The 12,381-nt window shown below is 56.2% G+C and carries 8 protein-coding genes; 2 read left to right on the forward strand and 6 right to left on the reverse strand.

What is annotated here, in order from left to right:
* The first annotated feature begins 1 nt into the window (after nt 1).
* Entirely contained in the window at nt 2-826 is an 825-nt protein-coding gene (locus tag GYN01_RS05395) for a M23 family metallopeptidase (protein ID WP_048401187.1), read from the forward strand.
* Between the two features lie 330 nt (nt 827-1,156).
* A complete protein-coding gene (gene leuA / locus GYN01_RS05400) occupies nt 1,157-2,836 on the forward strand; it encodes a 2-isopropylmalate synthase (protein ID WP_048401189.1) in 1,680 nt (559 codons plus the stop codon).
* Nucleotides 2,837-3,028: 192 nt separating this feature from the next.
* Here the strand turns inward: leuA and GYN01_RS05405 are convergent, their stop codons facing one another.
* The 6 genes from GYN01_RS05405 to GYN01_RS05430 form a co-directional block, all read right to left on the reverse strand.
* On the reverse strand, nt 3,029-6,466 hold the full coding sequence (locus GYN01_RS05405) for a DUF4329 domain-containing protein (RefSeq protein ID WP_203306697.1): 3,438 nt from the start codon (nt 6,464-6,466) through the stop codon (nt 3,029-3,031).
* Nucleotides 6,467-6,933: 467 nt separating this feature from the next.
* Nucleotides 6,934-7,725, reverse strand: a complete 792-nt coding sequence (locus GYN01_RS05410; RefSeq protein ID WP_203306698.1) for an amidohydrolase — start codon at nt 7,723-7,725, stop codon at nt 6,934-6,936.
* Nucleotides 7,713-8,861, reverse strand: coding sequence for a pyridoxal phosphate-dependent aminotransferase (locus GYN01_RS05415; protein WP_203306699.1), 1,149 nt, complete (start codon nt 8,859-8,861; stop codon nt 7,713-7,715). Before GYN01_RS05415 ends, GYN01_RS05410 begins: the two co-directional genes overlap by 13 nt.
* Nucleotides 8,862-8,984: 123 nt before the next feature.
* Nucleotides 8,985-10,454 carry a ribosome biogenesis GTPase Der gene (gene der / locus GYN01_RS05420; RefSeq protein ID WP_048362614.1) on the reverse strand — a complete coding sequence of 490 codons (1,470 nt, stop codon included), beginning with the start codon at nt 10,452-10,454 and terminating at the stop codon, nt 8,985-8,987.
* A gap of 138 nt (nt 10,455-10,592) precedes the next feature.
* Nucleotides 10,593-11,744: an outer membrane protein assembly factor BamB gene (gene bamB, locus GYN01_RS05425; protein WP_048362613.1), complete on the reverse strand. Its 1,152-nt coding sequence runs from the start codon at nt 11,742-11,744 to the stop codon at nt 10,593-10,595.
* Complete coding sequence (locus GYN01_RS05430; protein ID WP_203306700.1) at nt 11,737-12,378, reverse strand: tetratricopeptide repeat protein; 642 nt, start codon at nt 12,376-12,378, stop codon at nt 11,737-11,739. Before GYN01_RS05430 ends, bamB begins: the two co-directional genes overlap by 8 nt.
* Nucleotides 12,379-12,381 lie beyond the last annotated feature (3 nt).

The following is a 12,381-nucleotide window of genomic DNA, read 5'->3' on the forward strand; positions in this document are numbered from 1 at the left end:
AATGCTGCGTTTTGCCTCTGCTCTTTTGTTGTTATGCCTGACCGTCAATGCGAACGCAGCTGACAGTTACATCACCCGATTACTGAACAAACCTGTGCCGGGGGGCGTTGCCGTGATCGAGCTGGGCAAAGGTGCGCAAGCCCCCAAAGCCACCTATCAAGGCAAGCCCGTATTGGTGGTCAAAGAACAAGACACATGGCGTGCCATTGTCGGCATCCCGCTGACGGTAAAACCCGGCAGTCAGCTCATCAGTTCGGCCGGGCGCGACCTGAGCTTCACAGTGGGCTACAAAAAATACCCCGAGCAACGCATCACGCTGAAGAACAAGCGCCAGGTCAATCCGAACCCGGCGGATATCAAGCGCATCGACAATGAACTGGCGATTCAGATCAAGGCGTATCTCACGTTCAGCCCCAACACCCCGAGCAACCTGCTGTTGGACAAACCGGTCAACGGACCGTTGTCGAGCAAGTTTGGTGTGCGCCGATTCTTCAACGGCGAAGAACGCAACCCGCACGCGGGCCTCGACTTTGCAGTGCCAGCCGGCACGCCGATCAAAACGCCAGCAGCCGGAAAAGTGATTTTGATCGGCAATTACTTCTTCAACGGAAACACCGTGTTTGTCGACCACGGCCAAGGCTTCATCAGCATGTTTTGTCACATGTCCAAGATCGACACCCAGGTTGGCCAGCAACTGGCCCGTGGTGAGGTGGTAGGTAAAGTGGGTTCAACCGGTCGCGCCACAGGGCCGCACATGCACTGGAACGTCAGCCTGAATGATGCACGCGTAGACCCGGCCATCTTTATTGGGGCTTTCCAGCCGTAACCATTCGGCAGCTCTTGAGCAGCACAAAACGCCTAACTACCTTTACGGAGCGCAATCCTTGTCAATAAAAGACATGGATTACGCGATAAAAACTCGTAGAACGACGATATTCGAGCATTTATCTCAATCTTTTTTGGCCGCTTGCCATCTTTACGGCCAATGGTTAGGGTTGAGGCCATGAACACACCTCACACCCTCATTTTGCTACGTCAACATCGCAGCCTTTGCCTCGTCAGTGCACGACTGCAAGGCTGATTGCGGTGCCTCGCCCCTCTGCTTTGTATCTACGGTTAGCCGCCTTTTTTCGGCTCGTACAATAAGGATTGCCTGATGACCATGCTCAAAAACCCTTCTTCCAAGTACCGCCCGTTTCCGGTCATTGATTTGCCTGACCGCACGTGGCCGTCGAAAACCATCACCCGCGCGCCAATCTGGTGCAGCTCTGATCTGCGCGACGGCAATCAGTCGCTGATCGAACCGATGGATGCCGCGAAGAAGCTGCGTTTCTGGAAAACGCTGGTCAGTGTTGGCGTAAAAGAAATTGAGGCGTCGTTCCCGGCCGCTTCGCAAACCGACTTTGATTTCGTGCGCACGCTGATCGAAGACGGTCACATCCCTGACGACACCACCATTCAGGTGCTGACCCAGGGCCGTGAAGACTTGATCGCACGCACGTTCGAGTCATTGCGAGGCGCCAAAAAAGCCATCGTTCACTTGTACAACGCGACATGCCCGGCCTTTCGCCGCATCGTGTTCAATCAGGACAAGGACGGCATCAAAGAAATCGCCGTCAGCGCGGCAAAGCTGTTCGTCAAATACGCCGCGCAGCAACCTGAAACCCAGTGGACGTTCGAATATTCGCCTGAGACCTTCAGCGCCACGGAGCTGGAGTTCGCCAAGGAAGTGTGTGATGCCGTAATCGAGGTGTGGAACCCGACGCCTGAGCACAAGATGATCCTCAACCTGCCCGCCACCGTTGAGTGCGCCACCCCAAACATTTATGCCGACCAGATCGAATGGTTCGGTCGCCATATCAATCGCCGTGACAGCGTGCTGATCAGCCTGCACACCCATAACGACCGCGGCACAGGGGTTGCGGCAACCGAGCTGGGCCTGTTGGCGGGTGCTGACCGCGTGGAAGGCTGCCTGTTCGGTAATGGCGAACGCACCGGCAACGTCGATCTGGTCACCGTGGCACTGAACATGTACACCCAGGGCCTGGACCCGCAGCTGGACTTCTCGGATATCGACGGCGTACGCAAAGTCGTTGAAGAGTGCAACCAGATTCCGGTTCACCCACGCCATCCGTATGTGGGCGATTTGGTGCACACCGCGTTCTCCGGCTCGCATCAGGACGCTATCCGTAAAGGCTTCGCACAACAGAAACCCGATACTCTGTGGGAAGTACCGTACTTGCCTATCGACCCGGCAGACATTGGCCGTAGCTACGAAGCCGTCATTCGCGTTAACAGCCAATCCGGTAAAGGCGGGATTGCTTACCTGTTGGAGCAGGAATACGGCATCAACCTGCCGCGCCGCATGCAGATCGAGTTCAGCCAGGTGGTGCAACGCGAAACCGACCGTCTGGGCCTTGAGATGACCGCCAAACAAATCCACGGCCTGTTGCACAGCGAGTACCTGCAAGCCAACACGCCTTACGCGCTGGTAAGCCATCGCCTGCAAGAAGAAAACGGTCATAGCGCGGTCGACGTTGAAGTATCAGCCAAAGGTGCGGGCGAGACTAACCTGCGCTGGAGCGGTCAAGGCAACGGCGCGCTGGAAGCATTGGTGGCGGGCTTGCCGGTCAAGGCTGAAATCATGGACTACAACGAGCATGCAATCGGCGCAGGCACCCACGCCAAAGCGGCGGCGTACATTGAGCTGCGCGTAAATGGCGAACGCGCCGTGCATGGTGTGGGTATTGATGAAAACATCACCACCGCCAGCTTCAAGGCCTTGTTCAGCGCCCTGAACCGCGCACTGAGCGATGCGCAGGCAAAAGCGGCGTAAGCAATCAAAAAGCCCCCTGATGTACGGGGGCCAATGAAAGGATCAGCGCCACACCCTGCGAGGGCTACGCTTTCGCAGGGTGTTTTTTTGGGGCCCCTGATAATGCTCACCCCTGAGCATATATTTTGAATCTCAACGAAAGTCCCACAGTGCCTATGGCAGCCTACTGACAGCGGCTATAGTTTTTGACACTTACAACTCGTCGCGTAAAGGCCCGACCTTCACGTTCGCAATGGGTTGAGCCGCCGTCGTGCCTTCATAGTCAAGATCCGAAGGCTCTGTTGAGATCGTATGGCGGCTCTGAATGCCCCCCTGAAGCGGCCAACTGGCACTGCTGACGAGCACGCGCAAACTGCCAGAATTCAGCAGTTTGGTCAGAATTTCACTGGCGGGGGTCGGGATCGGGAGAGGCTGGGCGTTCTCGACAAAATAAGCCTGCGTGGTCCACCCGTATCCACTGACGCCATTACACAGCGCAAACGTCGCTGCCTCATTACCGCGTCCATAGCGCAAGAGCCCTCCATCGTCTGCCGAGACATAAACGTAGTCGTACACGATGCCTATGACTTCTTCGGTATGGAAGGCATAACAAAGGTCTTCCGGCCACGGGAGGTTGCGGATCAGTTGGGCTTCAACCTCAGACTCAGCGCTGAGCCCTCGCACATCACGCGAGTAATGCAGGCTAACCAGCGAGTAACCGCGAGGAAGCACGGCTCTGGCTGAAGCTGTCGGTTGGCCGTGGGTTTTGCTAATCATCTCAGCCACATTGACGGATTCACCATTGACCACAGGCTCAAGCGCCACGTAGCTCCCGTAAGTTGCCTCATATAAGACACCGCCCATGATATTGACTGTGTGTGGCAGTTTTATCCGGCGATGCACAAAGCGCGCGGCATCATCGGGGTGGCAAAATACCGGGCTTGCGGGGAAAAACTTGAGGGTACTCGCAGGTCGGGGCGCGCTTTCGAGGCCGTAAGGCTGCCACCCTCCCGACACAGAACCTGGCTCGTGCCACACCGCATTGGTCTGCAGCACGTGTAACTCACCCGCCATTGCCACTTGGCGCACGTATTCCAAAGGAGTCAATCTAAGCGCTGTCAGATCATTCAATAGCGCCTGCCCGCTGTCTTTAAACAGCCCGGTCGAGAGCTGCACAGCATCCAATGTGCTGAAAAAACGCAACAGCGCACCATCGCCACCCGAGATATAAATCACACTCCCCTCACCCACGAGGGCATCTTCGTGCTTGAGGCTGATAGCCAGTTGTAATGCTTTGAACAGATCCACGGGTGAGATGAACGCGTCGTAAACCCGTCTGTTGGTAAGGTGCCCCTTGATCGGCGCTACTTTTTCAGGCGCGCCGACATAGACCCCATGCAGTTGAAAAGCCATCGGCAGGGTGTAGGGCTGGGTAGAGTCATCGCGTGGATACAGGCGCTCCATACTGAAATCGCCACCCTCCAAAGGCAACGTCGTTACGTACTCCTCGCTGTGGGTACTGCGCAGAATCACCCCGTATTGCGCAGTAGTACGAGCGCCCATGTGCTCATGGGCATAACGCACGGCGTCTTCAGACTGCGCGAATATCGGGCTCAGAGCCGGTGGCGACAACGCTTGTGTCACGGCGGAGGTCCTGCCCCCCGGCTTCCAGGTTGGTGTGATCTTACCGGGCTTGCCCCATAACGCACTGCCCACGACGACGTACAAGTCCCCAGCCTCTGCCACTTGGGCAACGTATTGCCCTGGCTTGATCGAGTTGGCGCGCATCGCTGCCCCCAGTGTATTTCGACGGACCTTTTCGGGATTTAGCCTCGGCGGTGAAATCTGGCTCAGTAGAATAACTTCCTTGGCCGATCCACTGGGCGTGTACCTGAGCAGCGTGCCGTTTTGCGTCGAAAAATAACGCGCACTGGCCCAATCACTATTCTTGATCGCGTCATACAACTCATGGGGTTCAAGCATGTTGCGAAATAGCTGTTCTTCGTCTGCAGAACGCCACAATTGCAACGGATGCACACAATGGGTGTGGTAAACAGCCACCACCGAAAAACCATGCGGTACATGCCTCATCAGCTCAGGAGGAAACACCAGCGTGGCGTCAAATGTTTCATTTTTTACCGCCATGGGTTCTGTGGCGACAAAACGATTATCCAGCCGCTGGTAGATAATGCCGCCATAGGTGTAGTCCGTTCGCTTGGCGATAACGTTATGAGCGTAACGGGCAGCGTCGTCAGCAGACACGAAGGATGGCCCCAACTCGCGCCGATAAAAATCTTTATAGGGCTGCCAGTTCGCAGCTACGCGACCTGCATAACGCCACAGATCACTGGTGTGCAAAACGCTCAACTGACCCGCAGCGGCCAAGTCGCGGATGTAATTACTTGGCGTGTAGACCCCTCCTAGCAGGTCTCTGAGGACCGCTAAAGCGCCGCCTTCGCTTTGCGGCAGTGCCCTCAGAAATTTTTCCTCGGCCGCGGCAAATGTCGACACGTATTTAAGGAGCGCGCCGTCGCGGCACACGATAAACAACGGCACCGCCTGTGAGGCCGCTGGCAGCTTCAGCCGTTTAGCCACCTCAATACCCTTGGCCAGTGCGTCAGGGTGCAGGAAGTTCTTGAACACAGTGGGTTCTTGCGCAGGGACCTCACTGGGATCACGGTAAAAACCGTCGCAGGCATACAGCCCGACAATTTCGAAATTGGCCGGAACTAAAGCCCTGCCTGCGGTGTTGCGACCAAAAATGCGCGCCAGCGAAAAGTCCATCTCCTCGCTGACCGGCTCAGTGCTGATGTAAAAGGGATGGTTTTTGAATTTTAAAATCACGCCATACTGACTTTCAGCGGTTTGATAAACCCGCGCCCGAGCTTCTTTGAGAGCCTGTTCAAGCGTGCTACTGATGGAGCTGAACGCGGGTTGGCTAACCATTACCGGAGCAATATCGAGCAAGGGATGTGGGGTGAACACTTTAAAATCGGCGCTCACCTGACCGAGCTTGCCGCCCCACACCTCATTACTCTGGATAATACTCAGCGTCCCGGCGCGGGCCACCTCCTGGACATACTCGGCAATCCTGGAAAAACTGAGTTTTTTTGCGTGTACATCGTATGCAATGCGTTCGGACAGGGCACGCTCCACAGCCGAACCACTGGACACATACTTGAGCAAAGCACCATTGGGGCACGATAAATAATGCGCCACTGCAAAATAGGCATTGAGCATATTGAGCACAATATCGTTACTTGAGAAAAAACTGATCGCTGTCTGAATCTCTTCAGTGCTCCAGTGTTTAAACGCGCGTTGCAACTCTTCGTAGTTGCTCGGATGAGAATGATATAGGGCATAACAGGTGTAACCGGCAGGCGTAATGAAGAGACCTTGAGCGTCGGTAGAAATAACCCGGGTCGGGTTGAAAGAACCCGACTGGTCTCTGACGGGGCGCGTTGCATAATAACGCCCTTGAGCATCTTTCAAGATGGCGCCACCGTATTCGACATTTCGAAAATCGCCGATCAAGCGATGCGCATAGCGGGCAGCATCATCGGCACTCACAAACGCCGGGCTCAGCGCGGGGAGTTCGACGCGTACATTGGGTTGCGCATGGCGCTTTTCACGATCGCTTGTATGATTCATTACCGTTTAATCCTTGATTAGAAAAAGAAGACAGAACACGCATGCCTGCCGTCTTCACACCATCAAGAACATCACCTTCAAAAAGGCGGTACATAGTTAGCCATCTTAAAACTCGTCCTTGTCTCGCGCATTTGCCGAACGTTTAAGTTCGCCTGCACCGCGGGCACACTTCAAAAGCACGCCATCATTCAAAGGGGGATAGCCCGGCTATGGAGAACGTTTGGGAGAGGGCGCTTCAGAAAACAGCATTAAAAGTACGTTAAGACTTTGGCGGCGGCTGTCGCGGCCTAGCCTCCTCGCACGCACCTTGGCGCTGCTGCGCCAGGGATAATCGCCGATCAGGTAGAGGTGTTAATCGCAGAGCGTCAATCGCAACATTGCAAGCTCGTATTGATGTTGTTCGAGAGTGGCAACAACACGAGCTTGCTCTTATAGATCACTGGGTGAGTGCAAAACAGAAACCCATCCTAGCGCAACTCAAAATCGTCGGCATCCAGGTCAGCCGGAAAACGCTCGCGGTAGGCTGCCAGCTCGCTCGCACTCAGGCTCATCTGAAATACGCCATCCGCTTCGCCCGCACTGAGCAACGATTCACCCTGAAAATCAAAGATATGGCTGTCACCGGTGTAAACAAGGCCCTTGCCATCGGCACCGACCCGGTTGACGGCTGCCACATAACACAGGTTTTCAATTGCCCGCGCTGGCAACAGACGGTTCCAGTGCAAGCGACGCGCCCCCGGCCAGTTGGCCGTATACAACAGCAGGTCGGTGTCGTGGGGGTCGCAACTCCACACCGGGAAGCGCAGGTCGTAGCAAATCAGCGGACGAATACGCCAGCCCTTCACTTCGAACTGAACCTGGCGCTCACCCGGTGTGAAATGTTCATGTTCACCCGCCATGCGGAATAAATGCCGTTTGTCGTAGTGCAACACCTCGCCATCAGGGCGAGCCCACAACAGGCGATTGCGGTGGCTGCCGTCGGCCGCCTCGATGATCACGCTGCCCGTGATGACTGCATTGAGTTTTTTAGCCTGCTGACGCAACCAGTCGGTAGACGGGCCCTCTTCGGGCTCAGCCAGGGTTTTGGAGTCCATGCTGAAGCCTGTGGTGAACATTTCGGGTAACACCACCAGGTCAGCGCCCTGGGCCTGAACCAGCAAGTCATCGAAATGATCAAAGTTGGCCTGTCGGTCGTGCCAGGCCAGCGTGGTTTGCACCAGCGCTACGGTTAAATCGGGTAAACCACTTAGATCACGCATAGTTTTTCTGCTGCTTCACGCAGCGTCTCCTCGCGTTTTGCAAAACATAGGCGAACCAGCCGCTGCCCTTCGGGCGGGGTCTGGTAGAACACCGAAACCGGGATGGTCGCCACGCCATGTTCGCGGGTCAGCCAAATGGCCATGTCGACATCATTGAGGTCCGGACGAATTTGAGAGTAATCAACCAACTGGAAATACGTGCCTGCCACCGGTTTAAAGGTGAAACGTGATGGGGTTAACAGGTCACAAAACAAGTCACGCTTGGCCTGGTAAAAGGCCGGTAACTCTTCAACGTGTTGCGGGCAGGCCGCCATGAAATCAGCCAACGCATATTGCAGCGGCGTCACCCCGCAAAAGCTCACGTACTGATGCACTTTGCGCAGTTCGCCAGTCAACGCGGGCGGCGCCACCACGTAGCCGGTTTTCCAGCCGGTCACGTGGTAGGTTTTGCCAAAAGAGCTGACAACGAAAGCACGATGGTACAACTCAGGATGTGACAGAACACTGACGTGGGGCACCCCGTCGAACACCAAATGCTCATACACCTCATCACTAACGAGGTAAATGTCACGGTTTTCGATAAGTGTGGCCAATTGGTCCAGTTCAGCGCGGGTAATCAGCGCACCACTGGGGTTATGCGGGCTGTTGAGGATGATCATGCGCGTACGCGGGCTCAAGGCATCCTCAAGCTTTTGCCAGTCAATCGCGAAGTCGTCCAGCGCCAACGGCACATGCACGCAACGGCCCCCGGCCAATACGACTGAAGGCTCATAACTGTCATAGCACGGGTCAAACACAATGACTTCTTCACCGGCATGAATCACCGCCTGAATGGCACAAAAAATGGCTTGGGTTGCGCCCGGCGTGATGGTCACTTCGGTGTCGGCATTGACCTGTACGCCATAGCTGCGTGCAATCTTGGCTGCCACTTGCTCGCGCAAGGCAGGTAAGCCGGTCATCGGGGAATATTGGTTGTGACCGCTGGCGATGTGCTTGCCCACTGCATCACGCAGCGCTTGTGGACCATCGAAATCGGGGAAGCCCTGAGACAAGTTGAGCGCACCCGTTTCTGTCGCGAGCTGCGACATGCGCGTAAAGATAGTGGTGCCGACGTTCGGCAACTTGCTGGTCATCATGGCCGTTCCCTGTTGAGTTCCCGGCACTGACTGCGGCACAGGACCCACCGAGGATAGCCCAAACGCCTGACACGAAAAAGGGTCCTTTCGGACCCTTTCTCATTACGCTCTACGCGTGCGCGATCAGCGCTTGTCTCTGCGTTTTTTGTCGGCTTTCTTGTGGTGCGACATCATACGGCGCTTCTTGTTGACCTGACGGTCGGTCAAGGAGTTCTTGTTGGCTTCGTACGGGTTCTCGCCACCTTTGAACTCGATGCGGATGGGCGTACCCACCAGCTTCAAGACACGACGGTAGGTGTTTTCGAGGTAACGGACGTAAGACTTCGGCACCTTCTCAACCTGGTTACCGTGAATCACGATAATCGGCGGGTTGGCACCACCCAAGTGGGCATAACGCAGTTTGATGCGACGGCTGTTGACCATCGGCGGTGCGTGCTCGCCCACTGCGTCTTCCAGGATCTGGGTCAGACGGTTGGTTGGCCAGCGGGTAACTGCCGACTTGAAGGAGTTTTGCACCGATTGGTACAAGTTACCCACGCCGGTGCCGTGCAAGGCCGAGATGAAGTGAATGTCAGCAAAGTCGACAAAGAACAGACGACGCGTCAATTCGACTTTGACGAACTCGCGCTCGCTTGGGGTCATGCCGTCCCACTTGTTGATTGCGATGACCAGAGCACGACCGGCCTCCAGCGCAAAGCCCAACAGGTTAAGGTCGTGGTCTACCACGCCTTCACGGGCATCCATCACAAAGATCACCACGTTGGCGTCTTTGATCGCTTGCAGGGTTTTGACCACGGAGAATTTTTCAACTTCTTCGTGGATCTTGCCGCGCTTGCGCACACCGGCGGTGTCGATCAGCGTGTACTTCTCGTCGTTACGCTCAAACGGGATGTAGATACTGTCGCGGGTTGTGCCAGGCTGGTCGTACACAATGACGCGGTCTTCACCGAGCATGCGGTTCACCAGCGTCGATTTGCCTACGTTCGGGCGACCGATGATGGCGATCTTGATGCCGTCTTTTTCGCTAGGGCCAGGAATGCGCTTGGCTTCCTCACCTTCGAGTACGACTTCTTCTTCGCCGTCTTCTGGCTCTTCTTCGTCACGCGGGAAGTTGCTCAGGGCAATTTCCAGCATCTGCGTGATACCACGGCCATGGGCACCGGCGATTGGAATCGCGTCGCCCATGCCCAAGGGGGCGAACTCGGCGCGGGCCATGTCCGGGTCGATGTTATCGACCTTGTTGGCAACCACGTACGAGCGCTTGTTACGTTTGCGCAGGTGTTCACCGATCATCTGGTCAGCGGCAGTGAAGCCCGCTTTTGCATCAACCAGGAACAGCACAACATCCGCTTCTTCGATAGCCAGCAGCGACTGCTCGGCCATCTTTTCGTCCATACCGTGCTCGTCACCGGAAATACCGCCGGTGTCGACCAGAATGTAGGAACGCCCTTGCCACTTGGCCTCACCGTATTGGCGATCACGGGTCAGACCGGACAAGTCGCCGACGATAGCGTCGCGAGTCCTGGTCAGGCGGTTGAACAAGGTGGACTTGCCGACGTTAGGTCGGCCCACCAGGGCGATTACGGGAACCATGCGGCTCTCCACTTCGTTATTTCAGAAAATACAAAAGCCGCTGCAAGGCAGCGGCCAGAGTTCGGAACAGCACAAATGTGCCGCAAGCCTTGCCAGAGCAAGGCTGCTTGAAACCCTAGAGTCTCAAGCATAGACGCCTTAGCGAATGGTCAGGGCTTCCAGTTTGCCGCTGTTACCAAACACGTAAATCATGTCACCGACCACCAGCGGACGCGCCCGAAGGCCATCACTGTCAATGCGGGTACGGCCTACGAAACGGCCATCAACCTGGCTCAACAGGTGCAGATAACCTTCCATGTCGCCAACCGCTACATAGCTGGAAAACACTTCTGGCGCCGACAATTGACGGCGAGCCAGAGCATCGTTGCTCCACAGGGCGGTGGTCGAACGCTCGTCAACGCCTTCGACAGTGCCGGATGCCAAGCTGACATAGACGCTGCCAAAACCTTGAGCGACACCTGCGTAGCTCGAAGCATCGCGCTGCCACAGCACACGGCCGCTTTCCAGCTCCAGTGCTGCCATACGGCCCTGATAACTGGTGACATACAGCGTGCCACCGGACAGCAGCAGACCGCCGTCGATGTCTACGATGCGCTCAAGCTCAGAACGGCCTTGCGGGATCGCAACACGTTGCTCCCATACAGGCACACCGTTTTGCGTATCCAGCGCAACGACTTTACCGGTCGAAAGACCTGCCACTGCCAAGTGATTGGTCACCAACGGTGCACCCGTACCGCGCAGTGTCAGCACGCCAGGCGTGCTGTCATAGGTCCAGCGCTGCTCACCGGTCGATGCATCAAGACCGATCAGACGATCATCCTGAGTTTGAACCACCACCACGTCACCGTTGGTTGCTGGCGGCGCCAGTACTTCGCTGGTAACACGGGAACGCCATTTTTCTTCGCCATTGCTGGCGTCGAGCGCAACCACTTCACCTTGCAAGGTGCCCAGCAGAACCAGGCCATAGCCAGCGCCCACGGCACCGGACACCGGCAGTTCGAGGTCTTTCTTCCACTTGACGTCACCGGTCATGCGATCCAGCGACATCACCACGCCCGTTACATCGGCCGCGTACAGGGTATTACCGTCAACCGCTGGCACCAGCATGTTGTAGGTTTTGCCCTGGCCATCACCGATCGAACGGCTCCACTGCTTTTGCAAGACAACTTCTTCTTTGAAGTCAGTCAGTGCAGCCGGTGGCAGTTCTTTTTTGCTGTTGCTGCTGCAACCCGCGGCCAATATGACCAGAGCCAGCAATGCTGCATGTTTCCAACGGTTCACGTTACGCATCCCCTTTGGCCAGGTCGTCGAGCTTGATTTGTAAGCCGCCGACCGCTGCTTCGTCCGACAGCGCAGCTTTGGCTTTTTCGTAGGCTACACGTGCGTCTTCAGTGCGACCTTGCTGAACCAGCAAGTCGCCCTTGAGTTCTTCACGACTGGCCAGGAATGCTTTGTCCGAATCACCTTCAAGCAGCTTCAAGGCCTCATCGACCTTGTTTTGTGCGGCCAGAACCCGAGCCAGACGCTGACGCGCCACTTCACCCAATGTGGCGTTGGCTGGTTTTTCAACAATGGCGTTCAGCTCATTGGCTGCGTCATCCAGCTTGCCGCTCTCAACCGCGACCTTGGCAACGAACAAGCCGCCAAACTGCGCGTAGGCACTGCCGCCGTACTCACTCTTGAGCTTGTTGGACAGTTCAGCCACGCGCGCTGTATCGGGCTGACCCGTTGGCGTCAGTGTTGTTTCAAGCAGTTGTTGGTAGAGAATCGACGCACCCTGCGACTGATTGCTCTGATATTTGTGCCAAGCCTGCCAGCCGAACACCACCACCAGCGCCAACAAGCCGCCCGTGACCAGGGGTTTGCCGTTGCGCTGCCACCAGTCTTTCAACTCGCCCAGCTGATCATCATCGTTACTCGACACCCC

This window comes from Pseudomonas weihenstephanensis, assembly GCF_016812185.1.
Lineage (GTDB): Bacteria > Pseudomonadota > Gammaproteobacteria > Pseudomonadales > Pseudomonadaceae > Aquipseudomonas > Aquipseudomonas weihenstephanensis.

What these genes read in the sequence shown, in the direction of transcription:
- GYN01_RS05410 (WP_203306698.1), bottom strand. Translation starts at nt 7,725, where the DNA reads ATGCGTGATCTAAGTGGTTTACCCGATTTAACCGTAGCGCTGGTGCAA.
- bamB (WP_048362613.1), bottom strand. Translation starts at nt 11,744, where the DNA reads ATGCGTAACGTGAACCGTTGGAAACATGCAGCATTGCTGGCTCTGGTC.
- leuA (WP_048401189.1), top strand. Translation starts at nt 1,157, where the DNA reads ATGACCATGCTCAAAAACCCTTCTTCCAAGTACCGCCCGTTTCCGGTC.
- GYN01_RS05405 (WP_203306697.1), bottom strand. Translation starts at nt 6,466, where the DNA reads ATGAATCATACAAGCGATCGTGAAAAGCGCCATGCGCAACCCAATGTA.
- GYN01_RS05395 (WP_048401187.1), top strand. Translation starts at nt 2, where the DNA reads ATGCTGCGTTTTGCCTCTGCTCTTTTGTTGTTATGCCTGACCGTCAAT.
- GYN01_RS05415 (WP_203306699.1), bottom strand. Translation starts at nt 8,861, where the DNA reads ATGATGACCAGCAAGTTGCCGAACGTCGGCACCACTATCTTTACGCGC.
- der (WP_048362614.1), bottom strand. Translation starts at nt 10,454, where the DNA reads ATGGTTCCCGTAATCGCCCTGGTGGGCCGACCTAACGTCGGCAAGTCC.